The following is a 26130-nucleotide window of genomic DNA, read 5'->3' on the forward strand; positions in this document are numbered from 1 at the left end:
GGGCGGGGTATGCCATCAGGGGGACTGCGCACCGCCGACTTATCCGTGATTGAGTCCCGCGTCCATGAATACTGAATTTCGCAAGCACCTGCCGGGCACCACGCTCGACTACTTCGACGCCCGCGCCGCCATCGACGCCATCAGCCCCGGCGCCTACGACAAGCTGCCCTATACCTCCCGCGTACTGGCCGAAAACCTGGTGCGCCGCTGCGACCCGGCAACCCTCGATGCCTCGCTCAGCCAACTGATCGAGCGCAAGCGCGACCTCGACTTCCCCTGGTACCCGGCCCGCGTGGTGTGCCATGACATCCTTGGCCAGACCGCACTGGTTGACCTTGCCGGCCTGCGTGACGCCATCGCCGACAAGGGCGGCGACCCGGCCCAGGTCAACCCGGTGGTGCCGGTGCAACTGATCGTCGACCACTCGCTGGCCGTGGAGTGCGGCGGCTTCGACCCGCAGGCGTTCGAGAAGAACCGCGCCATCGAAGACCGTCGCAACGAAGACCGCTTCCACTTCATCAACTGGACCAAGAAGGCGTTCAAGAACGTCGATGTGATCCAGCCCGGCAACGGCATCATGCACCAGATCAACCTGGAGAAGATGTCGCCGGTGATCCACGCCGAGCAGGGCGTGGCCTATCCCGATACCTGCGTCGGTACCGACAGCCACACCCCCCACGTGGATGCCCTGGGCGTGATCGCCATCGGCGTCGGCGGCCTGGAGGCCGAGAACGTGATGCTGGGTCGTGCGTCCTGGATGCGCCTGCCGGAAATCGTCGGCGTGCAGCTCACCGGCAAGCCGCAGCCAGGCATCACCGCCACCGACGTGGTGCTGGCGCTCACCGAGTTCCTGCGCAAGGCCAAGGTGGTAGGCGCCTACCTCGAGTTCTACGGCGAGGGCGCCCGTGCGCTGACCCTGGGCGATCGCGCGACCATCTCCAACATGGCCCCCGAATACGGCGCGACGGCGGCGATGTTCTCCATCGACCAGCAGACCATCGATTACCTCAAGCTCACCGGTCGTGAAGACGCCCAGGTCAAGCTGGTGGAAACCTACGCCAAGGTCGCCGGCCTGTGGTCCGACAGCCTGGTCAATGCCGAATACGAGCGTGGCCTGCAGTTCGACCTGTCGAGCGTGGTACGCAACATGGCCGGCCCGTCCAACCCGCATGCCCGGGTGGCCACCAGCGAGCTGGCTGCCAGGGGCATTGCCGGGCAATGGGAAGAGGTGCCGGGGCAGATGCCTGACGGCGCGGTGATCATCGCTGCCATCACCAGTTGCACCAACACCAGCAACCCGCGCAACGTGATCGCTGCCGGGCTGCTGGCGCGCAATGCCAACAGGCTGGGGCTGACGCGCAAGCCGTGGGTCAAGTCGTCGCTGGCGCCAGGCTCCAAGACCGTGGCCCTGTACCTCAAAGAGGCGGGCCTGGAGGATGAGCTGGAGCAGCTGGGCTTTGGCATCGTGGCGTTTGCCTGCACCACCTGCAACGGCATGTCCGGCGCTCTGGACCCGGTGATCCAGCAGGAAATCATCGACCGCGACCTGTACGCCACCGCCGTGCTGTCGGGCAACCGCAACTTCGACGGGCGTATCCATCCGTATGCCAAGCAGGCCTTCCTGGCCTCGCCGCCGCTGGTGGTGGCCTACGCCATTGCCGGTACCATCCGTTTCGATATCGAGAAGGACGTGCTGGCCGTGGTGGGCGGCAAGGAAATCCGCCTCAAGGACATCTGGCCCAGCGACGAAGAGATCGATGCAGTGGTCAAGGCTGCGGTCAAGCCGGAGCAGTTCCGCCAGGTGTACATCCCGATGTTCGCCGTGCACGAAGACACCGGGCCCAAGGTCGACCCGCTGTACGACTGGCGCGCCATGAGCACCTACATCCGTCGCCCGCCGTACTGGGAAGGCGCGCTGGCAGGCGAGCGCTCGCTCAAGGGCATGCGCCCGCTGGCGGTGCTGCCGGACAACATCACCACCGACCACCTGTCGCCGTCCAACGCGATCATGCTCGACAGCGCCGCAGGCGAGTACCTGGCGAAGATGGGCCTGCCCGAAGAGGACTTCAACTCCTACGCCACCCACCGTGGCGACCACCTGACCGCGCAGCGCGCGACCTTCGCCAACCCCAAGCTGTTCAACGAGATGGTGCAGGAGAACGGCAAGGTCAAGCAGGGTTCGCTGGCGCGTATCGAGCCGGAGGGCAAGGTGACACGCATGTGGGAGGCCATCGAGACCTACATGCAGCGCAAGCAGCCGCTGATCATCGTGGCCGGTGCCGACTATGGCCAGGGCTCGTCGCGCGACTGGGCGGCCAAGGGTGTGCGCCTGGCCGGTGTCGAGGCCATCGTGGCCGAGGGCTTCGAGCGTATCCACCGTACCAACCTGGTGGGCATGGGCGTGTTGCCGCTGGAGTTCAAGCCGGGCACCGACCGCAAGACCCTGGGTATCGATGGCAGCGAGACCTATGACGTGGTGGGGCAGCGGACACCGCGGGCCACCTTGACCCTGGTGATCACGCGGCGTGACGGCGAGCGCCTGGAGGTGCCGGTGACCTGCCGTCTGGACACGGCGGAAGAGGTGTCGATCTACGAGGCGGGCGGTGTACTGCAGCGCTTTGCCCAGGACTTCCTCGAGTCGTCGGTGGCTTGACGTACACCTGACCTGTAGGAGCCGGCTTTGCCGGCGAAGGGAGCGACGCAGGGTGCATTGATGTACCAGCCCCTTCGCCGGCAAGGCCGGCTCCTACACAGGATTGTGTTGTATTCCAGAGGACACATGTTTCCATGCCACACGTACCCCAGATCAGAATCCCCGCCACCTACATCCGTGGCGGCACCAGCAAAGGCGTGTTCTTCAACCTCGAAGACCTGCCCGAAGCCGCACAGCTCCCCGGCGCCGCGCGCGATGCGCTGCTGCTGCGGGTTATCGGCAGCCCCGACCCCTACGGCAAGCAGATCGACGGCATGGGCGGGGCCACCTCCAGCACCAGCAAGACAGTCATCCTGTCGCGCAGCATCAAGCCCGGGCACGACGTCGACTACCTGTTCGGCCAGGTCGCCATCGACAAGGCCTTCGTCGACTGGAGCGGCAACTGCGGCAACCTCTCGGCGGCAGTCGGCTCGTTCGCCATCAGCGCCGGCCTGGTCGACGCCAGTCGCATCCCGCGCAATGGTGTGGCTGTGGTGCGCATCTGGCAGGCCAACATCGGCAAGACCATCATCGCCCACGTACCGATCACCGAAGGCGAAGTGCAGGAAACCGGCGACTTCGAACTCGACGGCGTGACCTTTCCGGCCGCCGAAGTGCAGCTCGAATTCCTCGACCCGGCCGCCGACGAAGACGGCGCGGGCGGCTCGATGTTCCCCACCGGCAACCTGGTCGACGACCTGGTGGTGCCCGGTGTCGGCACCTTCAAGGCAACCCTGATCAACGCCGGCATCCCGACCATCTTCATCGACGCCCAGGCCCTGGGCTACACCGGCACCGAGCTGCAGGACGCAATCAACGGCGACCCCGAGGCCCTGGCGCGTTTCGAAACCATTCGTGCCCACGGCGCCGTGCACATGGGCCTGATCGAGCACGTCGAGCAGGCCGCGCAGCGCCAGCACACGCCCAAGGTGGCGTTCGTGGCACCGCCGGCCGACTACCAGTCCTCCAGCGGCAAGACCGTGGCAGCGAGCGATATCGACCTGCTGGTGCGTGCGTTGTCGATGGGCAAGCTGCACCACGCCATGATGGGTACGGCAGCGGTGGCCATCGGCACCGCGGCGGCCATCCCCGGCACCCTGGTCAACCTTGCTGCCGGTGGCGGCGAGCGCAGCGCCGTGCGCTTCGGTCACCCCTCGGGCACCTTGCGCGTGGGCGCCGAGGCGCGCCAGGTGAATGGCGACTGGACCGTTACCAAAGCAATCATGAGCCGCAGCGCTCGCGTGCTGATGGAGGGTTGGGTACGCGTACCTGGCGATACCTTCTAGAGGCAGCGGTGCTCGGCTCTCCTTTCACCCCATGTGAACAGAGAGACGACAATGAGTGCCAATGTTGACCTGAACGACCGCCCCGACTACGACCGGGTCCTGCAGGACATTGCCGACTATGTCCTGCACTTCAGGGCCGAGCCGGGGGAGGCGCTGGACACGGCGCGCAACTGCCTGATGGACACCCTGGGTTGCGGCCTGCTGGCGCTGCGCTTTCCCGAGTGCACCAAGCACCTGGGGCCGCTGGTGGAGGGTACCGTGGTGCCCCATGGCGCGCGGGTGCCCGGTACCGCGTACCGCCTCGACCCGGTCAAGGCGGCCTGGGACATCGGCTGCATCGTGCGCTGGCTGGACTACAACGATACCTGGCTGGCCGCAGAATGGGGTCACCCCTCCGACAACCTCGGCGGCATCCTCGCGGTGGCCGACCACCTCTCGCAAAAGCGCGTGGCCAACGGCGACGCGCCGCTGACCCTGCACACGGTGCTCGAGGCCATGATCATGGCCCACGAGATCCAGGGCGTGCTCGCGCTGGAAAACGCTTTCAACCGGGTGGGCCTGGACCACGTGCTGCTGGTCAAGGTCGCATCCACGGCGGTGTGCGCCCGGCTCATGGGCGCCAATCGCGAGCAGTTGCTGGCGGCCCTGTCCCAGGCCTTTGTCGATGGCCAGGCGCTGCGCACCTACCGCCATGCCCCCAATGCCGGCTCGCGCAAGTCGTGGGCGGCCGGTGATGCGTCGAGTCGCGGGGTGCGCCTGGCGGACATCGCCCTGCGCGGCGAGATGGGCATCCCCGGCGTGCTCACCGCGCCGCAGTGGGGCTTCTATGACGTGCTGTTCAGCCATACCAACAAGGACCTGGCGCTCAAGCCCGAGGGCAAGCGCGAGTTCAGCCTGTCGCAGCCGTTCGGCAGCTACGTGATGGAGAACATACTGTTCAAGATCAGCTTTCCGGCCGAGTTCCATGCGCAGACCGCCTGCGAGGCGGCGGTGACCCTGCATCCGCAGGTGCGCAATCGCCTGCATGAAATCGAGCGCATCGTGATCACCACCCATGAGTCGGCGATTCGCATCATTTCCAAGGTCGGCACGCTGGCCAACGCAGCGGACCGGGACCACTGCCTGCAGTACATGACGGCGGTGCCGCTGATCTTCGGCAACCTGGTGGCCGAGCATTACGAAGATGATTTCCATGCGGCGCACCCGACCATCGACCGCTTGCGCGAGAAGATGGTGATCGTCGAAGACCCGCGTTTCAGTCGCGAGTACCTGGAGGCCGACAAGCGCTCGATCGCCAACGCGGTGCAGGTGTTCTTCACCGACGGCTCGAGCACCGAGCAGGTGGTGGTGGAGTATCCCATCGGGCACCGGCGCCGACGCGCCCAGGGCATCCCGCTGCTGGAGGACAAGTTCAAGGCCAACCTGGCGACGCGGTTTACTGCGCAGCGTTCGGCCGAGATCCTTGCGTTGTGCAAGGATCAGGCGAAGCTTGAGGCGACGGCGGTGCATCGGTTCATGGATCTGTTCGTGATCTGAGGGGCGAAGCTTTTCAGAAGACAACAAAAAGCCCCGCCAATTGGCGGGGCTTCTTTTCACGCTAAGTCAGCTTACGCTTGAACGACAGGGATATTGGCGTTCGCAGCGGCTTCACGGAACTCGGCGATCTGGTCGAAGCTCAGGTAGCGGTAGATGTCGGCAGCCATGCTGTCGATATTCGCCGCGTACTCCATGTACTCCTCGACGGTTGGCAGCTTGCCCAGGATCGAGGCAACGGCAGCCAGTTCGGCGGAGGCCAGGAACACGTTGGCACCATCGCCCAGACGGTTCGGGAAGTTACGGGTCGACGTCGACACAACGGTCGAGTTCGGCTCTACGCGTGCCTGGTTACCCATGCACAGCGAGCAGCCCGGCATTTCCATGCGCGCGCCAGCCTTGCCGTAGATGCCGTAGTAGCCTTCCTCGGTCAGCTGGTGAGCGTCCATCTTGGTCGGCGGCGACAGCCACAGACGGGTTGGCAGCTGACCCTTGACCTTGTCCAGCAGCTTGCCGGCAGCGCGGAAGTGACCGATGTTGGTCATGCACGAACCGATGAACACTTCGTCGATCTTCTGGCCCTGGACGCTGGACAGCAGGCGAGCGTCGTCCGGGTCGTTAGGAGCGCAGAGAACCGGCTCCTTGATATCGGCCAGGTCGATCTCGATGACTTCGGCGTACTCGGCATCGGCGTCGGCCGACAGCAGCTCGGGCTTGGCCAGCCAGGCTTCCATCGCCTGTGCACGGCGCTCCATGGTGCGCGCATCGCCGTAGCCTTCGCTGATCATCCAGCGCAGCAGGGTGATGTTCGACTTCAGGTACTCGGCAATGGCTTTTTCAGGCAGCTTGATGGTGCAACCGGCAGCCGAACGTTCGGCCGAGGCGTCGGACAGTTCGAATGCCTGTTCCACGGTCAGGTCGTCCAGGCCTTCGATTTCCAGGATGCGGCCGGAGAAGGCGTTGATCTTGCCCTTCTTCTCGACGGTCAGCAGGCCTTTCTGGATGCCGTAGTAAGGGATGGCGTGAACCAGGTCACGCAGGGTGATGCCTGGGTTCAGCTTGCCCTTGAAGCGCACCAGTACCGACTCCGGCATGTCCAGTGGCATCACGCCAGTGGCAGCGGCGAAGGCGACCAGGCCGGAACCGGCCGGGAACGAGATGCCGATCGGGAAACGGGTGTGCGAGTCACCACCGGTACCGACGGTGTCCGGCAGCAGCATGCGGTTCAGCCAGCTGTGGATGATGCCGTCGCCTGGACGCAGGGACACGCCGCCACGGGTGCGGATGAAATCCGGCAGGGTGTGGTGGGTGGTCACGTCGATCGGCTTCGGATAGGCCGCGGTGTGGCAGAACGACTGCATGACCAGGTCGGCCGAGAAGCCCAGGCACGCCAGGTCTTTCAGTTCGTCACGGGTCATCGGACCGGTGGTGTCCTGGGAGCCGACGGTGGTCATCTTCGGTTCGCAGTAGGTGCCAGGACGAACGCCCTTGCCCACTGGCAGGCCGCAGGCCTTGCCGACCATCTTCTGGGCCAGGGTGTAGCCCTTGCCGGTGTCGACAGGTGCTTCAGGCAGCTTGAACAGGTCGGTCGGGCCCAGGCCCAGCTCGGCGCGCGCCTTCTCGGTCAGGCCACGGCCGACGATCAGCGGGATACGACCACCGGCGCGGACTTCGTCCAGCAGCACGGGGGTTTTCATCTCGAAGGTGGTGATGACTTCGTCGGTACCGTGCTTGCACACCTTGCCGGCGTGCGGGTACAGGTCGATCACGTCGCCCATTTGGATGTTCGACACGTCGAATTCGATCGGCAGGGCGCCGGCGTCTTCCATGGTGTTGTAGAAGATCGGGGCGATCTTGGAGCCGAAGCAGAAACCGCCAGCGCGCTTGTTCGGCACGTAAGGGATGTCGTCGCCGAAGAACCACAGCACCGAGTTGGTCGCCGATTTACGCGAGGAACCGGTACCGACCACGTCACCGACGTAGGCGATCGGGAAGCCTTCGTTGCGCATCTGCTCGATCTGCTTCATCGGGCCGATGGCGCCTTGTACGTCCGGCACGATGCCGTCGCGGGCCATTTTCAGCATGGCCAGGGCGTGCAGCGGGATGTCAGGGCGCGACCAGGCGTCCGGGGCAGGGGACAGGTCGTCGGTGTTGGTTTCGCCGGTGACCTTGAAGACGCGCAGGCTGATCTTGTCGGCCAGGGTCGGACGCTTCTTGAACCACTCGCCGTCAGCCCAGGACTGCAGTACCGCCTTGGCGTGAACGTTGCCGTTCTTGGCTTTTTCGGCCACGTCGTGGAAGGCGTCGAACATCAGCAGGGTGTGCTTGAGCTGTTCGGCGGCAACGGCGGCCAGTTCGGCGTCGTCCAGCAGCTCGACCAGGGTGGCGATGTTGTAGCCGCCCTGCATGGTGCCCAGCAGTTCAACGGCGCGCTGCTTGCTGATCAGCGGGGAGGTGGCTTCGCCCTTGGCGACCGCCGACAGGAAACCGGCCTTGACGTAGGCGGCTTCGTCCACTCCTGGTGGTACGCGGTTGGTGATCAGGTCGACGAGGACGGCTTCTTCGCCAGCGGGGGGATTCTTCAGCAGCTCGACCAGGCCTGCGGTTTGTTCGGCGTTAAGCGGCTGGGGCACGATACCCTGGGCGGCACGCTCTTCGATGTGTTTGCGGTAGGCTTCAAGCACAGTTATTACCCTCATCAGTGGTCCCAAATGGGTGTCCGGGACGCTCATCCAGAATGGCCGGCACCCATGCGCAATACGGCTTTTTGAGCCGCGTAGCCAGGGTTGCAGGACATCCTTACAGAAGCTGCTTTCAAAGTTTTACGCCTGTAGAACGGAGGCTGATGAGGGCTGGCGCGGTGCATTCGATGTTCGAATACCCCGAGCCAACGCCGTTCTACCGGATCAACTGTGCTCGTGACGCTTTGAAAACAGCTTCTAACGGACATTGCTGCCTTAAAAAGGCCGGGTGATTCTACGGTAAAAACGCGCCAAAGGTAAGGCGATTGCAACGACTTTACGGCGTGACCCTCGTTAGACAAAGGGCTAACATGGCCGTCTGTTCCATCGCCATGCCGTTGAATCTTTCATGTCCAATCAGTCAATAAAAACGCCTTGTGTCGGCCTGTGTTCCACGGTTTACGGGGACCTGGTGTGTCGCGGGTGCAAGCGTTTTCACCATGAGGTGATCCACTGGAACGGCTACAACGACGATGAAAAGCGTGCGGTGTGGCTGCGCCTGGAACACCTGCTGGTGCAGGTGATGGCGGCCAAGCTGGAGGTGTTCGACGCCGACAAGCTGCGCGGCCAGCTGGAGCTGCGCAAGATTCGATTCGTGCCGCATCAGTCCGAGTATTGCTGGGCTTATCAGCTGATTGCGCGGGGCGCGCGGGTGATTCGCGAGCTGGAAGCGTACGGGATGGTGCTGCTGCCGGAGTTTCGCGACTGGGAGCTGCCCGAGCTGCGCGATGCCATCGATCGGGAATTCTTTCTGTTGTCCGAGGCGCATTATCAGCGCTACATCGCGCCGGGCTTTCTCAAGGATGCGCTGGGTTAAGCGGTGTTCCCATCGCGGGTCACGCCCGCGCCCACTGGATCACCGCTTACCCTGTGGGCGCGGGCTTGACCCGCGATGGGGTCTTCAGCCTCTGGCCAGCTCGTCCAGGTGCTTCACCTGGTCCTCGGTCTTGAGCACCAGCACATCGCATTCCAGCGAATCGAGCACCACCTCGGCGGTGTTGCCGATCAGCGCACCGGTAATCCCGCTACGCCCCACCGTACCCATCACCGTCACCACGGCTTCGTACTTTTTAGCCGTGTGCGGAATCAGCACGTCCGCCGGGCCTTCGGCCACATGCAGGCGATCGTCGGCGATATCGAATTCGGCCTGGAACGCAGCGCATTCGTCGCGGTACTTCTTCTCGATGGTGTCCTTGAGCTGGTACACCGGGTCCGCCGCCGAGAGCATGGGCGAGGGGTGGGCGCTGATCACGTGCAGGTTGCCCTTGGCCACGCTGGCAATGGCATAACCGTGGTCGATGATGCTGGCGTGCAGCTTGCGATGCTCCTGATCGTCGTTGCCCACGTCCACCGCCGCCAGAATCACGCCACCGGTCCAGGGGCGCTCGGTCTTGACCATCAGCACCGCGCACGGGCACTGGCGCAGCAGTTTCCAGTCCGAAGGCGTCAGCAGGAACTTCTTCAGCGCGTTTTCCGGCCGGTGTTCCTTGATCACCAGCTCACAGCCTTCGGCTTTCTGCACGTCGATGATCGACTCGTGCAGAGTGTCGTGCCAGGCCTGCTCATAGGTGACATTGTCGTAGCCATCGTCGTGCAACTGGCTGGCGAGCAGGCTGAGCAGGGCACTGTGGTCCTGCTTCTTGTCGCACATCAGCAGGTGCAGGCGTGCCTTGGTGACGCCGGCGATCAGCTTGGCGCGGGTCAGGGCCTTGCTGTGGGCGTGGTCGGGGTCGAGCACCACCAGGATGCTGCGAACTTCTAAAAGCATGAGGGAGAACTCCTTCGACAATGGCATGCGATGCCTGACTATAGTCGGCGCCCCGGATGCGGTGGATGTTGATATGCATCAAGCATAGTCACTGGTGATCGCCACTGCCGCCGGTATAATCGCCGGTCTTGTCGACACCCCATGCCCGTTTGTGAGCCTATGTCCCTTATTCCCGAAATCGAAGCCTTCCTCGCCTGCCGCACCCCGGATGCCTGGGTCGATGCCGCCCTGGCCGACCAGGAGACGATGCTGATCGACCACAAGAACTGCGAGTTCAAGGCCGCCAGCACGGCGCTGAGCCTGATTGCCAAGTACAACACGCATGTCGACCTGATCAACATGATGTCGCGCCTGGCCCGCGAGGAGCTGGTGCATCACGAGCAGGTGCTGCGCCTGATGAAGAAGCGCAAGGTGGCCTTGCGCCCATTGTCGGCAGGGCGCTATGCCTCGGGGCTGCGCAAGGTGGTGCGCGCGCACGAGCCGGTGAAGCTGGTGGACACGCTGGTGGTCGGCGCGTTCATCGAGGCGCGCAGCTGCGAGCGCTTTGCTGCGGTGGTGCCGCACCTGGACGAGGAACTGGGCAAGTTCTACCACGGGCTGCTAAAGAGCGAGGCGCGCCATTACCAGGGGTACCTGAAGCTGGCGTATCAGTATGGCGAGGCGGCGGATGTGGAGCGCACCGTGGAGCGGGTGCGCGAGGTGGAAGCCGAACTGATCACCACGCCGGACGTGGAGTTTCGCTTCCATAGCGGCGTGCCGGCCTGAAGCATCGCGGGCCAAGCCCGCGCCCACAGGCTGATGACCCATCCTGTGGGAGCGGGCTTGGCCCGCGATACGGGCGCCGCAATACCTCCTTTTGTCGATCAAATAGAAAGCAAGCTAATTAATGCTTGGCCATTCGCTGCCTGAGCAGTAATATCTGCGGCATCCACTGCCTAAGCAGGTATCTCCCTTCATGCAGCACTTCACCCCCGAAAACTTCCAGTCCTGCACCATCGGCATGCTCCTGGGGCGCGCCGCACTGGTGAAGGACCGCATTCTGGACAGCCACCTGCAGGACTTCGGCGTCACCGCCGCGCAGTTCAAGGTGCTGATCATCGTGTCCCAGTACGGGGTCGATACCCCCGCCGAACTGTGCCGTTTCCTCAGCCTGGACAGCGGGTCGATGACGCGCATGCTCGATCGTCTGGAGCAGAAGGGCCTGATCGCCCGCAGCCGCTGCCCGCAGGACCGGCGCCAGGTACGCCTGGAGCTCACCGCCGATGGCGATGTGCTGGCCGGCCAGTTGCCCCAGATCGGTGCCTCGGCGATGAACGAGCTGGTTGGCGTGCTGGCCCCGGACGAGCTCAAGACCCTGGAAAAAATTCTGACCAAGGTGCTGCTGGCGGCCGGCGATGCCGTCACCGCTCTGCGCGTGGAGGCCCAATGAAACCACGAGCCCTGCGTGCCGGTGCAAGCCTGCTGGTGCTTGCCCTGAGCCTGGCCGGTTGCGCCAACTACAGTGGCCTCGATACTCAGGGCCGGCGCCTCGGCGCCGCCGACCTGCAGGCTGGCAAGACCCTCGGCGGCGTTGCCCTGTCGCCTGCGGCCTGGCCCAAGGGCGACTGGTGGACCCGCCTTGGCGACCCGCAACTGAACAGCCTGATCGGCGAGGCCTTGCGCGACAGCCCCGACATGCAGGTTGCCAGCGCCCGTGCCCATCAGGCCAGCGCCGCAGCCTACGCTGCCGACGCCGAGCGCATGCCCACGCTGGATGCCAGCGCCGGGGTCAGCCGCTCGCGCCTGGCCCGTGACCAGGACCCGACGGGGCAGGGCGGCAGCTACTCCACCCTGCGCAGCCTGAGCGCGACCTTCAACTACACCTTCGATCTCTGGGGTGGGCAACGCGATGCCTGGGAAGCCGCCCTGGGCCAGGCCCGTGCCGCCGAGGTGGACCGCCAGGCCGCACAACTGACCCTGGCCGCCGACGTTGCCCGTGCCTACAGCCAGCTGGGCCAGGCGCACATCGTCAACGACCTGACCCAGGAAGACCTCAAGCGTACCCGCCAGATGCTCGAACTCAGCCAGCGCCGGTTGGCCTCGGGTATCGACAGCCAGTACCAGCTGCAGCAGACCGAAAGCCTGGAGGCCAGCTCCCAGGAGCAGGCCATCAATGCCCAGAAGCAGCTGCGCAGCGCGCAGATCGCGCTGGCGGTGCTGCTGGGCAAGGGCCCCGACCGTGGCCAGCAGATCGCCCGCCCCAATGTGCTCAAGCCTGCTGCGGTGGCGCTGCCCTCGGTGCTGCCGGCCGAGTTGCTGGGCCGGCGTCCGGACCTGGTGGCCGCGCGCTGGCGGGTCGAGGCGGCGAGCAAGTCGATCGATGCGAGCAAGACACGCTTCTACCCCAACCTCAACCTGAGCGCCGCCGCCGGCACCCAGGCACTGCTGGGCGATGCGATCTTCGGCGCGCCGAGCCGCTTCTTCAACATCGCCCCGACCGTGTCGCTGCCGATTTTCGACGGCGGGCGCCTGCGCGCCGACCTCGATGCCCGTGATGCCGACTACGACCTGGCCGTGGCGCAATACAACAAGAGCCTGGTGCGTGCACTGGGCGAGGTCAGCGACAGCATCGACCAGTTGCATGCACTGGGCCAGCAGATTGCAGCCAAGCAACGTGCCACCGACATCGCCCAGCAGTCCTACGACACCGTGATGCAGCGCTATGGCTCCGGCATCGGCAACTACCTGGATGTGCTGAGCATCGAACAGCAGCTGCTGCAGTCGCAGCGTCAGCTGGCCGAACTGAACGCCGAACAGATCGACCTGTCGATCCAGTTGATGCAGGCGCTGGGGGGCGGCTACCAGGCCGACACCCAGGCCGCCGCATTGCCCTCGACTTCCCGCAATCAATAAAACGCCAAGGTATTTCTCATGGCCACTGCATCCTCCCCGGACACTGCCCCTACCGAGCAGGACCTCAACAATCAGCGCAAGCGCAAGACGCTGCTGCTCGGGCTGCTGGTGCTCGTACTCGTACTTGGCGCCGGTGTGTGGGCCTGGCACGAGCTCTACGGACGCTGGAGCGAAAACACCGACGACGCCTATGTGAACGGCAACGTGGTGGAAATCACCCCGCTGGTCACCGGCACCGTCACCAGCATCGGCGCCGACGATGGCGACCTGGTGCACGCCGGCCAGGTGCTGATCCAGTTCGACCCGAGCGACACCGAGGTCGGCCTGCAGAGCGCCGAGGCCAAGCTGGCCCGCGCCGTGCGCCAGGTGCGTGGGCTTTACAGCAACGTCGACGGGCAGAAGGCCCAGGTGGCGGCGCGCAAGGCCGAGCTGCAGAAGGCCCAGGAAAACTACAACCGACGCAAGACCCTGGCCGCCGGCGGGGCGATCTCGCAGGAGGAGCTGTCCCACGCCCGTGACGACCTGGCATCGGCACAAAGCGCGCTGAGCAATGCCCAGCAGCAGCTCAACACCACCACCGCGCTGGTCGACGACACCGTGGTCTCCTCGCACCCCGAAGTGCAGGCTGCCGCCGCCGACCTGCGCCAGGCCTACCTGGACAATGCCCGCACCACCCTGGTGGCGCCGGTCACCGGCTATGTGGCCAAGCGTACGGTGCAACTGGGCCAGCGCCTGCAGCCGGGCACCGCGACCATGGCGGTGATTCCGCTGGATCAGCTGTGGATCGACGCCAACTTCAAGGAAACCCAGCTGCGCAACATGCGTATCGGTCAGCCGGTGGACATCGTTGCCGACCTGTACGGCAGCGACGTGAAGTACAGCGGCACCATCGACAGCCTGGGCGCCGGTACCGGCAGCGCCTTCGCCCTGCTGCCGGCGCAGAACGCCACCGGCAACTGGATCAAGATCGTCCAGCGCGTGCCAGTGCGGATCCACATCAACCCCGAGCAACTGGCCGAACACCCGCTGCGGATCGGCCTGTCGACCCAGGTCGACGTCGACCTGCACGACCAGAGCGGCCCGGTGCTGGCGCAACAGCCGCCGCAGAAAGCCTCGTTCGCCACCCAGGTGTACGACCGCCAGCTGGTGGAGGCCGATACCCTGATCGCGCGCCTGATCCATGACAACAGCGCCGCCAGCGGCAAGACTGCGCAGCGATGAGCGGGCAGGCTTCGTTCACCCCGCCAAGCCTGCTGCTGACCACCATCGGCCTGTCGCTGGCGACGTTCATGCAGGTGCTCGACACCACCATCGCCAACGTCGCCCTGCCTACCATCTCCGGCAACCTGGGGGTGAGTTCGGAGCAGGGCACCTGGGTCATCACCTCGTTCGCGGTGAGCAACGCGATAGCCTTGCCGCTGACCGGCTGGCTGAGCCGGCGCTTCGGCGAGGTGAAGCTGTTCATCTGGGCCACGCTGCTGTTCGTGCTGGCGTCGTTTCTGTGCGGTATCTCGCAATCGATGCCCGAGCTGGTCGGCTTTCGCGTGTTGCAGGGCGTGGTGGCCGGGCCGTTGTACCCCATGACCCAGACCCTGCTGATTGCGGTGTACCCCCCGGCCAAGCGGGGTATGGCCCTGGCGCTGCTGGCGATGGTCACGGTGGTGGCGCCGATTGCCGGGCCGATACTCGGTGGCTGGATCACCGACAGCTACAGCTGGCCGTGGATCTTCTTCATCAACGTGCCGATCGGCCTGTTCGCTGCCGCCGTGGTGCGTCAGCAGATGCGTACCCGGCCGGTGAGCACCAGCCGCCAGCCGATGGACTACATCGGGCTGTTGAGCCTGATCGTCGGGGTGGGGGCATTGCAGATCGTGCTCGACAAGGGCAATGACCTGGACTGGTTCGAGTCCAGTTTCATCGTCATCGGCAGCCTGATTTCGGTGGTGTTCCTGGCGGTGTTCATCATCTGGGAACTGACCGACAAGCACCCGGTGGTGAACCTGCGCCTGTTCGCCCACCGCAACTTTCGCATCGGCACCATCGTGCTGGTGGGCGGGTATGCGGGGTTCTTCGGCATCAACCTGATCCTGCCGCAATGGCTGCAGACCCAGATGGGCTACACCGCCACCTGGGCGGGGCTGGCGGTGGCGCCGATCGGCCTGCTGCCGGTGCTGATGTCGCCGTTCGTGGGCAAGTACGCGCACAAGTTCGACCTGCGTGTGCTGGCGGGGCTGGCGTTCGTGGCAATCGGTGCCAGCTGCTTCATGCGGGCAGGGTTCACCAACGAGGTGGACTTCCTGCACATCGCCCTGGTGCAGCTGTTCATGGGTATCGGCGTGGCGCTGTTCTTCATGCCCACCTTGAGCATCCTGCTTTCGGACCTGCCGCCGCAGCAGATCGCCGACGGCTCGGGGCTGGCGACCTTCCTGCGGACCCTGGGCGGCAGCTTTGCCGCGTCGCTGACCACCTGGATCTGGATTCGCCGGGCCGACCAGCACCATGCGTACCTGAGCGAAAGCATCAGTACCTATGAGCCGGCCACCCGTGACATGCTCGGCCACCTGGGAGGGGCGAACGGGCAGTCGTATGCGCAGCTGGAGCAGATGCTCAACAGCCAGGCGTACATGATGTCGACGGTGGATTACTTCACGTTGATGGGCTGGGTGTTCGTCGGGCTGGTGCTGCTGGTGTGGCTGGCCAAGCCGCCATTCGCGGCCAAGGCCGGGCCGGCGTCGGCCGGGCACTGAAAAAGGCTTCGCCGGCAAGACCGGCTCCTACAGGATTACGCAAAACCTGTAGGAGCCGGCCTTGCCGGCGAAGGGGTCAGGCAAAGTCGAAGGGTGCCAGCTGGAACCCTTGTTCATCCACCTGTAGCGCCCACCCCTGGCGATCCCAGTCGCCCAGCACGATACGCCGCGCCGGCGCATCGCCCACCATCAGCTTGTGGATCGCCGGGCGATGGGTGTGCCCATGCACCAGAGTGTGCACGCCATGCTGCTGCATCACCCGCGGTACCTCCTCGGGCGTCACATCGACAATGTCATTGGCCTTCATGCGCGTCTGCGCGCGGCTTTCGCTGCGCAGCTTGCGCGCAAGCTTGTGCCGCGTGCGCAACGGCAGGTGGCGCAGCACCCACAGGCTCACGGGGTTGCGCAGGTAACGGCGCAGCTTCATGTAGCCTTCGTCACGGGTGCACAGGCTGTCGCCATGCATCAGCAGCACCGGCTCGCCGCCCAGCTCGACCACGCTGGGGTCGGGTAGCAGGGTGGCGCCTGCGGCCTTGCAGAACGCCTGGCCGATGAGGAAGTCGCGGTTGCCGTGCATCAGGAACACCTGGGTGCCCGTGTCGCTCAGCGCACGCAAGGCCTGGCAGATCGACGCCTGGTAGGGCGTCATGGCATCGTCGCCGATCCAGGCCTCGAAAAAGTCCCCGAGAATGTACAGCGCTTGCGCGCTGCGGGCACGGGTGGCCAGCAGATCAAGAAACGCCCGGGTAATGTCCGGGCGTTCTTCTTGCAGGTGCAGATCGGAGATCAGCAGTATCACCCAATGATCTCGGCTTTCTCGATGATCACGTCTTCGGCTGGCACGTCCTGGTGGCCGGCTTTGGAACCGGTGGCAACGGCCTTGATCTTGTCGACCACGTCGGTGCCTTCGGTGACTTTGCCGAACACCGCATAACCCCAGCCCTGCACGTTCTTGCCGCTGTGGTTGAGGAAGCTGTTGTCGGCGACGTTGATGAAGAACTGCGCCGAGGCCGAATGCGGCTCCATGGTACGGGCCATGGCGATGGTGTACTTGTCGTTGCTCAGGCCGTTGTCGGCTTCGTTCTGGATGCTCGGGCGCTTGTCTTTCTTCTCTTTCATGCCCGGCTCGAAACCGCCGCCCTGGATCATGAAGTTGCCGATGACGCGGTGGAACACGGTGTTCTCGTAGTGACCGGCTTTGACGTACTCGATGAAGTTGGCCACGGTGATCGGGGCTTTCTCGGCGTTCAGCTCGATGACGATGTCACCGTGATTGGTGGTCAGTTTGACTTGGGTCATGCTCAAATTCTCGCTTTTCAGGCATTCAAGAAATGGGTGCGCAGGATCGCGTAGTAACCCTGACGCACAGTTTACAGGCCACGATACGCACGTCACGGCAGTTTTTTTGCCCGGCCAGCCGAATATAGCGCCAGTTTGTCGGCGCTGCCCTGTCGGCAGCTCGGGCGCTTGGGCTATGATAAGCGCTTTGATTCAGTCGGCCTACCCGGGCCGTGTACCGGTATTTCAAGGATCCTATGAGCAAGCCCACCGCTGACAACGCTCCCAACGCCGCTGCCAAAGGCGCGCCCGCCGTCCCTGTGAACTTCCTGCGTCCGATCGTGCAGGCCGACCTGGATTCGGGCAAGCACACCAGCATCGTCACCCGTTTCCCGCCGGAGCCCAACGGCTACCTGCACATTGGTCACGCCAAGTCGATCTGCGTGAACTTCGGCCTGGCCCAGGAATTCGGCGGTGCCTGTCACCTGCGCTTCGATGACACCAACCCGGCCAAAGAGGACCAGGAGTACATCGACGCCATCCAGCGTGACGTCAAGTGGCTGGGCTTCGAGTGGACCGGCCCGGTGCGCTATGCCTCGCAGTACTTCGAGCAGTTGCATGCGTGGGCGGTCGACCTGATCAAGTCGGGCAATGCCTATGTGTGCGACCTGACCCCGGAGCAGGCCCGCGAGTACCGCGGCAACCTGACCGAGCCGGGCAAGAACAGCCCGTTCCGCGAGCGCAGCGTCGAGGAAAACCTCGACCTGTTCGCGCGCATGAAGGCTGGCGAGTTCCAGGATGGCGAGCGCGTGCTGCGCGCCAAGATCGACATGGCCTCGCCGAACATGAACCTGCGCGACCCGATCCTGTACCGCATCCGCCATGCCCATCATCACCAGACCGGTGACACCTGGTGCATCTACCCGATCTACGACTTCACCCATGGCCAGTCGGACGCCATCGAGGGCATCACCCACTCGATCTGCACCCTGGAGTTCGAAAGCCATCGTCCGTTGTACGAGTGGTTCCTCGACCACCTGCCGGTGCCGTGCAAGCCGCGCCAGTACGAGTTCAGCCGCCTGAACCTGAACTACACCATCACCAGCAAGCGCAAGCTCAAGCAACTGGTGGACGAGCAGCACGTACAGGGCTGGGACGACCCGCGCATGTCCACGCTGTCGGGCTTCCGCCGTCGTGGCTACACCCCGGCGTCTATCCGCAATTTCTGCGAGATGGTCGGCACCAACCGTTCCGACGGCGTGGTCGACATGTCGATGCTCGAATTCAGCATCCGTGACGACCTGGACCGCACCGCGCCACGGGCCATGTGCGTACTGCGCCCGCTGAAGGTAGTCATCACCAACTACCCCGAAGGCCAGGTCGAGCAGCTCGAACTGCCGCGTCACCCCAAGGAAGACATGGGCGTGCGTGCACTGCCGTTCGCCCGCGAGATCTACATCGACCGCGACGACTTCATGGAAGAGCCGCCCAAGGGCTACAAGCGCCTGGAGCCGGCCGGTGAAGTGCGCCTGCGTGGCAGCTACGTGATCCGCGCCGACGAGGCGATCAAGGATGCCGAGGGCAACATCGTCGAGCTGCGCTGCTCGTACGACCCCGACACCCTGGGCAAGAACCCCGAGGGCCGCAAGGTCAAGGGTGTGATCCACTGGGTGCCGGCCGCGGCCAGCGTCGAGTGCGAAGTACGTCTGTATGACCGCCTGTTCCGTTCGGCCAACCCCGAGAAGACCGACGACGGCGGCAGCTTCCTTGACAACATCAATCCCGATTCGCTGCAGGTGCTGAGCGGTTGTCGTGCGGAACCTTCGCTGGGCCAGGCCCAGCCCGAAGACCGCTTCCAGTTCGAGCGCGAAGGCTACTTCTGCGTCGACCTGAAAGACTCCACGCCGGGTAAGCCGGTGTTCAACCGCACCGTGACCCTGCGCGATTCGTGGGGCAGCTAAGGAACTCTACGTGCTAAGCATCTACAACACCCTGAGCAAGACCAAGGAAGTTTTCGTTCCGCTCGATGGCAACAAGGTTCGCATGTACGTGTGCGGCATGACCGTGTACGACTTCTGCCACCTGGGCCATGGGCGCAGCATGGTCGCGTTCGACCTGGTCACGCGCTGGCTGCGCTACAGCGGCTACGACCTGACCTATGTGCGCAATATCACCGACATCGACGACAAGATCATCAACCGCGCCAACCAGAACGGCGAATCGTTCGAAGCGCTGACCGCGCGCATGATCGACGCGATGCACGAGGACGAGCGCCGTCTGAACATCCTGCCGCCGGACCAGGAGCCGCGTGCCACCGACCACATCGCCGGCATGCACGCGATGATCCAGACCCTGATCGACAAGGGTTATGCCTACGCGCCGGGCAATGGCGACGTGTACTACCGCGTCGGCAAGTTCGTCGGCTACGGCAAGCTATCGCGCAAGAAGATCGAAGACCTGCGCATCGGTGCCCGCATCGAGGTCGACGAGGCCAAGCAGGACCCGCTCGACTTCGTGCTGTGGAAGGGCGTCAAGCCCGGCGAGCCGAGCTGGGAATCGCCGTGGGGCCCGGGCCGTCCGGGCTGGCACATCGAGTGCTCGGTGATGTCGACCTGCTGCCTGGGCGAGAGCTTCGACATTCATGGTGGCGGCAACGACCTGGAGTTCCCGCACCACGAGAACGAGATTGCCCAGAGCGAGGCGGCCACCGGCAAGCAGTACGCCAAGGCGTGGATGCATTGCGGCATGATCCGTATCAATGGCGAGAAGATGTCCAAGTCGTTGAACAACTTCTTCACCATTCGCGACGTGCTCGACAAGTATCACCCGGAGGTGGTGCGCTACCTGCTGGTGTCGAGCCACTACCGCAGCTCGATCAACTACTCCGAGGACAGCCTGCGCGAAGCCAAGGGCGCGCTGGAACGCTTCTACCATGCGCTGCGCGGCTTGCCGCGCGTGGCCGCGCAAGGTGGCGAGGCGTATGTCGAGCGTTTTGCCGCGGCCATGAACGACGACTTCGGCACGCCTGAAGCCTGTGCGGTGCTGTTCGACCTGGTGCGCGAGATCAACCGCGTGCGCGAGGCCGAGCCTGAGGTGGCCGCTGGCCTGGCGGGCCGTTTGCGCGAGCTGGCCGAGCTGCTGGGCGTGTTGCAGCTGGAGGCCGACGACTTCCTGCAGGCGGGCGCCGAAGGCAAGGTCGATGCAGCTGAAGTGGAGGCGTTGATCCAGGCGCGTCTGCAGGCACGTACCGACAAGAACTGGGCCGAATCGGACCGCATCCGCGACCAGCTGACCGCCATGGGCGTGGTGCTGGAAGACGGCAAGGGCACGACGACCTGGCGCCTGGCTGACTGATCGCGCTGCCCTCATCGCGGGTCGAGCCCGCTCCCACAGGTTGATCACTGTGCTCTAGATCAGTGATCAACCTGTGGGAGCGGGCTCGACCCGCGATGAGGCCCTAACTGGCCACCTTCGGCCGACACTGCAACACCAGCCGCGCCCCGCCCAATTCGCTGTCTCCTACCTCCAGCTCAAACCCATGCAGGTCGACGATCGCTGCAACGATCGAAAGCCCCAGCCCGAACCCGTTGTGCCGATGACCTTCCTCGCTGCGGTAGAACCGCTTGAGCACGGCCTCGCGCTCGTCCGCCGGAATCCCCGGCCCGCTGTCCTCCACCTCGATCAGCACGCCCTGGGCGTCTTCACGGGCTCGCATCCGCACCTGACCACCGGCCGGGGTGAACTTGATGGCATTGCCCAGCAGGTTGGCCAGGGCCTCGAACAGCAGCTCGCGGTCGCCCTTGAGCGCCGGCAACTGGTCGGGCAGCACCAGGGTCAGGCGAATTTCGCCGTCCTCGGCCAGCGGCAGGTAGAAGTCATGCAGCTCTACCAGCAGGGCACGCGGGTCCAGCTCGACGAAGCCGGCACGGCGCTGGCGGTCTTCCAGTTCGCTGATGCGCAGCAACCCGCGAAAACGCGCCATCAGGGTGTCGGTTTCGCTGATGGCCTGGTCCATCTGGTCGGCCTGGATCGAGTCGTCGCCGACCTGCTGGCGGATCCGGTACAGCTGGGCCCGCAGGCGCGTCAGCGGGGTGCGCAGGTCGTGGGCAATGTTGTCGCACACGCCTTTGACCTCATGCATCAGCCGCTCGATGCGGTCGAGCATGGCGTTGACGATGGCTGCCAGCATGTCCAGTTCGTCACGGCGCGACGACAGCGGCAGACGGTGGGTGAGGTCGCCGGCCACGATCAGCTCGGCACTGGCCTGGATCGCCCTTATGCGCTTGAGCGGGCGGCGACGCAGCAGGTACCAGCCGGCGATGCCGGGAATGATGGTCAGCGACAGCCCCCACAGCAACGCATGCAGAATGATCCGCGTGACCACGAACAGCGAACCGTTGTCGCGTACCAGCACCAGCCAGCGGCCATCGCGCACCTTGAGCGCCACGGCATCACAGCTGTCTTTTGGCATGCGCGGGTCGTCAGCGTCCAGGCAGCGGCTGAGCTCGTGGATCCTGCCATCCAGGCCCAGCTCGGGCGGGATCTGGCGGATCTGCCCGCCCAGTGGGTTGAACTGCGCGTCGAACAGCCCGTAGGCATCGAAGCTGCGTTCGTCGAAGGCCTGGCTGGCGATCAGGGCGTCGTCGAGCTGCTTGCCGCTCATGTGTGCGAACAGATGCTGGCGCTGCAACAGGGAATGGCGGGTGAGCTTGTTCAGGTAGCCGGACACCTCGAAGTACAGCACCCCCATGAGGATGCTGCTCCAGGCCACGAACAGAAAGCTGTACAGCGCCAGCAGGCGGCTGGTGGACGAACTCCAGCCCTTAGACGGGTTCGGCAATGGCATAGCCGGAGCCCCGCACGGTGCGAATCAGCGGGGTTTGCCCGGCGGCGTCGATCTTCTTGCGCAGACGCCCGATGTGCACGTCGATCAGGTTGGTGCCGGGGTCGAAGTGGTACCCCCAGACTTCCTCGAAGATCATCATGCGGGTGATGACCTGGCCGGCGTGGCGCATCAGGAATTCCAGCAGCTTGTACTCGGTGGGCAGCAGGTTGAGGGTCTGCTCGCCGCGCCGGGCCTCGTGGCTTATCAGGTCCAGCTCCAGGTCGGCGACCTGCAGGCGGGTCTGGGCCATCGGCACGCTGTTGCGGCGCAGCAGCACTTCCACGCGCGCCGCCATCTCGTCGGAGGCAAACGGCTTGGTCAGGTAGTCGTCACCACCGGCGCGCAGGCCGCGCACGCGTTCGTCGACATCGGAGAGGGCGCTGATCATCAGGATCGGCGTGGCGATCTTGAGGTTGCGCAGGGTGGTGACGATTGTCAGGCCGTCGACTTCGGGCAGCATGCGGTCGAGGGTGATCAGGTCGTAGCCGCCGGCGATTGCCTTGGCCAGGCCTTCACGACCGTTGTCGGCCCAGTCGACCTCAAGGCCGTGGCTGGAGAGTTCGGCGACGATTTCCTGGCCGGTGACGGCATCGTCTTCGATAGTCAGTACGCGGGGCATGCTTTTACCTGGGCGGCGTGTGGAGACTCGATTGTGCCAAAGAATAGGCGGTGCCCGGGTTAAAGAAAAATTCATCTTGAAAAAGGGCTGCTGCGCAGCCAGTCACGGGTCGAGCCCGCTCCCACAGGGTTGCGATGAACCTGTGGGAGCGGGCTTGACCCGCGATGCATTCAGGCGACCTTGACGATCCAGCCCGCCGGCGCTTCGACGTCACCGCTCTGGATACCGGTCAGCTCGGCGTAGAGCTTCTGGGTCACCGGACCGACTTCGGTCTCGCTGTGGAACACGTGCAGCTTGCCGTTGTACTGGATGCCGCCGATCGGGGTGATCACCGCAGCGGTGCCGCAGGCACCGGCTTCGATGAAGCGGTCCAGCTGGTTGATCAGCACGTCGCCCTCGATCACCTTCAGGCCCAGGCGCGATTCGGCCAGTTGCATCAGCGACAGGCGGGTGATGCCCGGCAGCACCGAGGCGGATTTCGGGGTCACGAACTCGTTGTTGGCGGTGATGCCGAAGAAGTTGGCCGAACCCACTTCCTCGATCTTGCTGTGGGTCAGCGGGTCGAGGTAGATGCAGTCGGCAAAGCCGGCCTTCTTGGCCTCATAGCCTGGCTGCAGGCTGGCTGCGTAGTTGCCACCGACCTTGGCGGCGCCGGTGCCCTGGGGCGCGGCACGGTCGAAATCGGAGATCAGGAACTTGTGCGGGGTCATGCCGCCCTTGAAGTACGAGCCAACCGGGATGGCGAAGATCGAGAAGATGAACTCCGGCGCGGTGCGTACGCCGATGTTGTCACCCACGCCGATCACGAACGGACGCAGGTACAGGGCACCCTTGCCGTGCGGCGGTACGAAGCGTTCGTTGGCCTGGACCACCTGCTTGCAGGCCTCGATGAACTGTTCGGTCGGCACCCGCGGCATCAGCAGGCGATCGCAGCTGCGCTGCATGCGCAGGGCGTTCTGGTCGGGGCGGAACAGGTTGATCGAGCCATCCTTGCAGCGGTAGGCCTTCATGCCTTCGAAGCATTGCTGGCCGTAGTGCAGCGCGGTGGAGCCTTCGCTGATGTGCAGTACGTTGTCTTCGGTCAGGGTGCCCTTGTCCCACTCGCCATCACGGAAGTAGGAAAGGTAGCGCTTGTCGGTCTTGATGTAGTCAAAGCCCAGCTTGTCCCAGTTAATGCTCTCGTTACTCATGGCACCCTCGATCGGTTGGCAAATGCCTGTATGGTCAGGCCACGCATATTGCGCAAGCAGCCACGATAATACATCCCGTGCAGATCGGAAACGGGCAGATGCCGATTGCGCCGGTGCCCGGCCGCCAGCGCTTCAGGTCCGGCGTGACGAGCGTGAGTGGTCGCGCCGCCAGGGGCTTGACCGACGCAGGGCTCGTGGAGCATTGTGCGTGACATGAATATCGACCTGTTGACCTCGACCCGCACCACCACGACCGCCATCGGCGGGCGATGGGTGGCTGTGTAAAGCGAACGCAGCAGGTCACCCAAGGCCCCGCCAGCAATGGACGGGGCCTTTTGGTTGGCGCGTCCGGCTGGCATCTTAAGGAGAGACACCATGCCCGTACGGCGCGCGTTACTGATTCTGGATATGCAGGTAGGCCTGTTCCATGGCCCCGAACAGCCCTGGCAGGGCGAGCGGATACTGGCCAACATCAACCGCCTGATCGGCACCGCACGGGCGGCCCGGGCGCCGATATTCGTCGCGCGCCACACCGGCCCGCAGGGTTCGCCGATCGAGGCCGGCAGCACACCCTGGCAACTGCTCCCGGCGCTGGAGGTAGACGAGCAATACGACCGCGTGTTCGACAAGTTCCGGCCCAGTGCCTTCTGGAACACGCCGCTGCGTGAGTGGCTGCAGCAGGCGGGCGTTGAAGAGCTGGTGGTGGTCGGCATGAAAACCCAGTACTGCGTCGATACCAATTGCCGCGTTGCTGCCGAGCTGGGCGTGCGCCCGGTACTGGTCAGCGACGCGCACACCTGCATGGATACCCCCGGCCTAGGCGCCGAGGCCATCGTCGCCCATCACAACCTCACCCTGGGCAGTGGCTTTGCCACCTTGTGCGTCACCGAAGCCGTGCAGTTCTGATTGCGGCATGCACAGCTGCCCCTGCAACTGCAGGTGTTGCAGGAACACCAGGTCATGGGACGCCACCAGCAGGGTCCCCTGATACTGGCAGAGCATCTGTTCCAGGGCCTGCAACGATGGCAGATCGAGGTGGTTGCTGGGTTCGTCGAGCAACAGCAATTGCGCTGGCTGGTCGCTGTAGAGTACCGCGGCCAGCGCTGCCTTGAGCCGTTCGCCGCCACTGAGCAGGCCGCTGGGCAGGGTGATGCGGTCTGCATCCAGGCCCAGTTGTGCCAATCGGGTGCGCACGCTGCTCTGGTCGAGTTGACGGCACGCCTCGCGCACATGCTCCAGCACGCATACGCTCGGGTCGAGCAGGCTGCACTGCTGATCCAGGTACGCCACGCTGGCGCGGGTCTCGCATTCACCCTTGCGGGGCGGCAGTTGCCCGGCCAGCACCTTGAGCAACGTGGATTTGCCGCTGCCGTTGGCGCCGGTGAGGGCAAGGCGTTGGCCGACGTACAGCACCAGGTCGAGCGCGTGCGGATGCTCGATGTGGGGTAGCTCAAGGTCACGCAGCCAGGCGATCTGGCTGCCTGGCGGCAACTGACGTGCCGGCGCGTGCAGTACCACCGGCTGCTGTGGGTCCAGGCGTTGAGCGGCTTCACGCACCTGGGCGTCCATGGCCTGGCGCGTGGCCAGGTGGTTGCGCTGCTGCCTGCCTGCGGTGGCCTCGCTGCGTTGCTGTTGACGGTCGAGCAGGATCTTCGCCTGGTTGCTGTGCCTGGCCTCGTGGCCGGCCCTGGCCTGGTGGCGTTCGAGGCGCTCGTGTTGACGCTGCAGGTCGCGGGCCTGGCGCTGGCGTTCGAGCTTCAGACGCTCGAGATTGCGCTCGGCCAGTTCGGTGTCGCGGGCCTTGCAAGCGGTGAATGCGCTGTAGTCGCCCCCGTAGCTGTGCAGGCCCGAGGGCGACAGCTCGACGATGCGCTGCATGCTGGCGAGCAGCGTGCGGTCGTGGCTGATGACCAGCAGCCCCTTGTTCCAGCGTTCGAGCATGATCATCAGGGCGGCGCGGCTGGGGGCGTCCAGGTGGTTGGTGGGCTCGTCGAGAATCAGGTAGTCGGCGTCGCCGAGAAACGCACCCAGCAGTGCCACGCGCATGGCCTGGCCGCCGCTCAGCGTTTCGGCGGGGCGATCCCAGCGCAGCATGCCGAGCTGCTCGCGGGCCAGGTGGCTGTGCAGTTGCTCGCGTATGTTCCAGCGTTCGCCGACGGTCTCGAAGTCGCTCGCGGCGGTACTGCCAGCCTCGATGCGTTGGAGCGCTTCTATCACCTGGCGTACCTGGGCCAGGTCGGCGACCGTGGTGCGGGAGGTGATCGGCTGTTGAGCGAGGTAGTGCACGCGCCCCTGGCGCAGGCAGCGGCCATCGCTGGGCTCGAGCTGACCGGCCATCAGGCGTGCGAGTATGGATTTGCCCACGCCGTTGCGCCCCACCAGGCCGGTGCGGCGCTGGTCGAAACGTTCGGTGAGGTTGGAAAACAGCAGCCTGCCGTCTGGCAGTGCATAGGTGACGCTGTCCAGCGTCAGGGATGACGTGTTCGTCATGCGAACCTC

At 64.7% G+C, this 26130-nt stretch carries 20 protein-coding genes; 12 read left to right on the forward strand and 8 right to left on the reverse strand.

All coding sequences use genetic code 11. The features are described from left to right. Positions 1-64: 64 nt before the first annotated feature. From acnD to prpD, 3 genes are all read left to right on the forward strand, one after another. Entirely contained in the window at positions 65-2653 is a 2589-nt protein-coding gene (acnD, locus tag LOY33_RS08990; protein WP_213607265.1) for a Fe/S-dependent 2-methylisocitrate dehydratase AcnD, read from the forward strand. A 134-nt stretch (positions 2654-2787) separates the two neighbouring features. After that, positions 2788-3978: a 2-methylaconitate cis-trans isomerase PrpF gene (prpF, locus tag LOY33_RS08995; RefSeq protein ID WP_104572282.1), complete on the forward strand. Its 1191-nt coding sequence runs from the start codon at positions 2788-2790 to the stop codon at positions 3976-3978. Positions 3979-4029: 51 nt separating this feature from the next. Continuing rightward, positions 4030-5514, forward strand: coding sequence for a 2-methylcitrate dehydratase (gene prpD / locus LOY33_RS09000; protein ID WP_100634724.1), 1485 nt, complete (start codon positions 4030-4032; stop codon positions 5512-5514). A gap of 71 nt (positions 5515-5585) precedes the next feature. Here the strand turns inward: prpD and acnB are convergent, their stop codons facing one another. After that, positions 5586-8195: a bifunctional aconitate hydratase 2/2-methylisocitrate dehydratase gene (acnB, locus tag LOY33_RS09005; RefSeq protein ID WP_258662879.1), complete on the reverse strand. Its 2610-nt coding sequence runs from the start codon at positions 8193-8195 to the stop codon at positions 5586-5588. Positions 8196-8601: 406 nt separating this feature from the next. On the opposite strand from acnB, the gene LOY33_RS09010 reads away from it, so the two are divergent. Further along, the gene (locus LOY33_RS09010; protein ID WP_043863069.1) at positions 8602-9069 is read left to right on the forward strand and encodes a DUF1289 domain-containing protein; all 468 of its coding nucleotides are present in this window, start codon (positions 8602-8604) and stop codon (positions 9067-9069) included. Positions 9070-9153: 84 nt separating this feature from the next. Here the strand turns inward: LOY33_RS09010 and LOY33_RS09015 are convergent, their stop codons facing one another. Further along, positions 9154-10020: a universal stress protein gene (locus tag LOY33_RS09015; protein ID WP_043863068.1), complete on the reverse strand. Its 867-nt coding sequence runs from the start codon at positions 10018-10020 to the stop codon at positions 9154-9156. A 159-nt stretch (positions 10021-10179) separates the two neighbouring features. On the opposite strand from LOY33_RS09015, the gene LOY33_RS09020 reads away from it, so the two are divergent. From LOY33_RS09020 to LOY33_RS09040, 5 genes are all read left to right on the forward strand, one after another. After that, complete coding sequence (locus LOY33_RS09020) at positions 10180-10785, forward strand: tRNA-(ms[2]io[6]A)-hydroxylase (protein WP_043863067.1); 606 nt, start codon at positions 10180-10182, stop codon at positions 10783-10785. Positions 10786-10975: 190 nt separating this feature from the next. Then, positions 10976-11449 (forward strand): MarR family winged helix-turn-helix transcriptional regulator, encoded by a 474-nt coding sequence (locus LOY33_RS09025; protein WP_043863066.1) that lies wholly within the window; start codon positions 10976-10978, stop codon positions 11447-11449. Beyond that, the gene (locus tag LOY33_RS09030; protein WP_123752236.1) at positions 11446-12912 is read left to right on the forward strand and encodes an efflux transporter outer membrane subunit; all 1467 of its coding nucleotides are present in this window, start codon (positions 11446-11448) and stop codon (positions 12910-12912) included. Before LOY33_RS09025 ends, LOY33_RS09030 begins: the two co-directional genes overlap by 4 nt. 18 nt (positions 12913-12930) lie before the next feature. After that, positions 12931-14133, forward strand: coding sequence for an HlyD family efflux transporter periplasmic adaptor subunit (locus LOY33_RS09035; RefSeq protein WP_043863064.1), 1203 nt, complete (start codon positions 12931-12933; stop codon positions 14131-14133). Next, positions 14130-15659, forward strand: a complete 1530-nt coding sequence (locus tag LOY33_RS09040; protein WP_258662471.1) for a DHA2 family efflux MFS transporter permease subunit — start codon at positions 14130-14132, stop codon at positions 15657-15659. Before LOY33_RS09035 ends, LOY33_RS09040 begins: the two co-directional genes overlap by 4 nt. A 76-nt stretch (positions 15660-15735) precedes the next feature. On the opposite strand, the gene lpxH is transcribed toward LOY33_RS09040, so the two are convergent. Both lpxH and LOY33_RS09050 read right to left on the reverse strand, forming a co-directional pair. Continuing rightward, positions 15736-16458, reverse strand: coding sequence for a UDP-2,3-diacylglucosamine diphosphatase (lpxH, locus tag LOY33_RS09045; protein WP_258662472.1), 723 nt, complete (start codon positions 16456-16458; stop codon positions 15736-15738). After that, entirely contained in the window at positions 16455-16958 is a 504-nt protein-coding gene (locus LOY33_RS09050; RefSeq protein ID WP_043863061.1) for a peptidylprolyl isomerase, read from the reverse strand. The genes lpxH and LOY33_RS09050 overlap by 4 nt, the downstream gene beginning before the upstream one ends. Positions 16959-17194: 236 nt before the next feature. Between LOY33_RS09050 and LOY33_RS09055 the strand changes: the two genes are divergently transcribed. Next, complete coding sequence (locus LOY33_RS09055) at positions 17195-18898, forward strand: glutamine--tRNA ligase/YqeY domain fusion protein (protein WP_043863060.1); 1704 nt, start codon at positions 17195-17197, stop codon at positions 18896-18898. Positions 18899-18908: 10 nt separating this feature from the next. Beyond that, positions 18909-20291 (forward strand): cysteine--tRNA ligase, encoded by a 1383-nt coding sequence (cysS, locus tag LOY33_RS09060; RefSeq protein WP_043863059.1) that lies wholly within the window; start codon positions 18909-18911, stop codon positions 20289-20291. 103 nt (positions 20292-20394) lie between these two features. On the opposite strand, the gene LOY33_RS09065 is transcribed toward cysS, so the two are convergent. The 3 genes from LOY33_RS09065 to LOY33_RS09075 form a co-directional block, all read right to left on the reverse strand. Continuing rightward, positions 20395-21783 (reverse strand): HAMP domain-containing sensor histidine kinase, encoded by a 1389-nt coding sequence (locus LOY33_RS09065; protein WP_054915700.1) that lies wholly within the window; start codon positions 21781-21783, stop codon positions 20395-20397. Continuing rightward, complete coding sequence (locus LOY33_RS09070) at positions 21761-22441, reverse strand: response regulator transcription factor (protein WP_043863057.1); 681 nt, start codon at positions 22439-22441, stop codon at positions 21761-21763. The genes LOY33_RS09065 and LOY33_RS09070 overlap by 23 nt, the downstream gene beginning before the upstream one ends. Positions 22442-22611: 170 nt before the next feature. After that, positions 22612-23631: a branched-chain amino acid aminotransferase gene (locus LOY33_RS09075; protein ID WP_043863056.1), complete on the reverse strand. Its 1020-nt coding sequence runs from the start codon at positions 23629-23631 to the stop codon at positions 22612-22614. Positions 23632-24006: 375 nt separating this feature from the next. Here LOY33_RS09075 and LOY33_RS09080 point away from each other — a divergent pair, with 375 nt between their 5' ends. Further along, positions 24007-24537 (forward strand): cysteine hydrolase family protein, encoded by a 531-nt coding sequence (locus tag LOY33_RS09080; RefSeq protein ID WP_043863055.1) that lies wholly within the window; start codon positions 24007-24009, stop codon positions 24535-24537. On the opposite strand, the gene LOY33_RS09085 is transcribed toward LOY33_RS09080, so the two are convergent. Then, positions 24448-26121, reverse strand: a complete 1674-nt coding sequence (locus tag LOY33_RS09085; RefSeq protein ID WP_258662473.1) for an ABC-F family ATP-binding cassette domain-containing protein — start codon at positions 26119-26121, stop codon at positions 24448-24450. The two genes, LOY33_RS09080 and LOY33_RS09085, sit on opposite strands and share 90 nt — an antisense overlap. Positions 26122-26130 lie beyond the last annotated feature (9 nt).

The sequence above is a fragment of the Pseudomonas sp. B21-036 genome (assembly GCF_024748925.1).
Classification (GTDB): Bacteria; Pseudomonadota; Gammaproteobacteria; order Pseudomonadales; family Pseudomonadaceae; genus Aquipseudomonas; species Aquipseudomonas palmensis.

Excerpts from the sequence above, each read along its gene's own strand:
- LOY33_RS09055 (WP_043863060.1), top strand. The coding sequence starts at position 17,195 with ATGAGCAAGCCCACCGCTGACAACGCTCCCAACGCCGCTGCCAAAGGC.
- prpF (WP_104572282.1), top strand. The coding sequence starts at position 2,788 with ATGCCACACGTACCCCAGATCAGAATCCCCGCCACCTACATCCGTGGC.
- LOY33_RS09040 (WP_258662471.1), top strand. The coding sequence starts at position 14,130 with ATGAGCGGGCAGGCTTCGTTCACCCCGCCAAGCCTGCTGCTGACCACC.
- LOY33_RS09025 (WP_043863066.1), top strand. The coding sequence starts at position 10,976 with ATGCAGCACTTCACCCCCGAAAACTTCCAGTCCTGCACCATCGGCATG.
- prpD (WP_100634724.1), top strand. The coding sequence starts at position 4,030 with ATGAGTGCCAATGTTGACCTGAACGACCGCCCCGACTACGACCGGGTC.
- LOY33_RS09080 (WP_043863055.1), top strand. The coding sequence starts at position 24,007 with ATGCCCGTACGGCGCGCGTTACTGATTCTGGATATGCAGGTAGGCCTG.
- LOY33_RS09085 (WP_258662473.1), bottom strand. The coding sequence starts at position 26,121 with ATGACGAACACGTCATCCCTGACGCTGGACAGCGTCACCTATGCACTG.
- LOY33_RS09065 (WP_054915700.1), bottom strand. The coding sequence starts at position 21,783 with ATGCCATTGCCGAACCCGTCTAAGGGCTGGAGTTCGTCCACCAGCCGC.
- LOY33_RS09050 (WP_043863061.1), bottom strand. The coding sequence starts at position 16,958 with ATGACCCAAGTCAAACTGACCACCAATCACGGTGACATCGTCATCGAG.
- LOY33_RS09030 (WP_123752236.1), top strand. The coding sequence starts at position 11,446 with ATGAAACCACGAGCCCTGCGTGCCGGTGCAAGCCTGCTGGTGCTTGCC.
- LOY33_RS09070 (WP_043863057.1), bottom strand. The coding sequence starts at position 22,441 with ATGCCCCGCGTACTGACTATCGAAGACGATGCCGTCACCGGCCAGGAA.
- LOY33_RS09035 (WP_043863064.1), top strand. The coding sequence starts at position 12,931 with ATGGCCACTGCATCCTCCCCGGACACTGCCCCTACCGAGCAGGACCTC.
- LOY33_RS09015 (WP_043863068.1), bottom strand. The coding sequence starts at position 10,020 with ATGCTTTTAGAAGTTCGCAGCATCCTGGTGGTGCTCGACCCCGACCAC.
- LOY33_RS09075 (WP_043863056.1), bottom strand. The coding sequence starts at position 23,631 with ATGAGTAACGAGAGCATTAACTGGGACAAGCTGGGCTTTGACTACATC.
- LOY33_RS09010 (WP_043863069.1), top strand. The coding sequence starts at position 8,602 with ATGTCCAATCAGTCAATAAAAACGCCTTGTGTCGGCCTGTGTTCCACG.
- acnD (WP_213607265.1), top strand. The coding sequence starts at position 65 with ATGAATACTGAATTTCGCAAGCACCTGCCGGGCACCACGCTCGACTAC.
- LOY33_RS09020 (WP_043863067.1), top strand. The coding sequence starts at position 10,180 with ATGTCCCTTATTCCCGAAATCGAAGCCTTCCTCGCCTGCCGCACCCCG.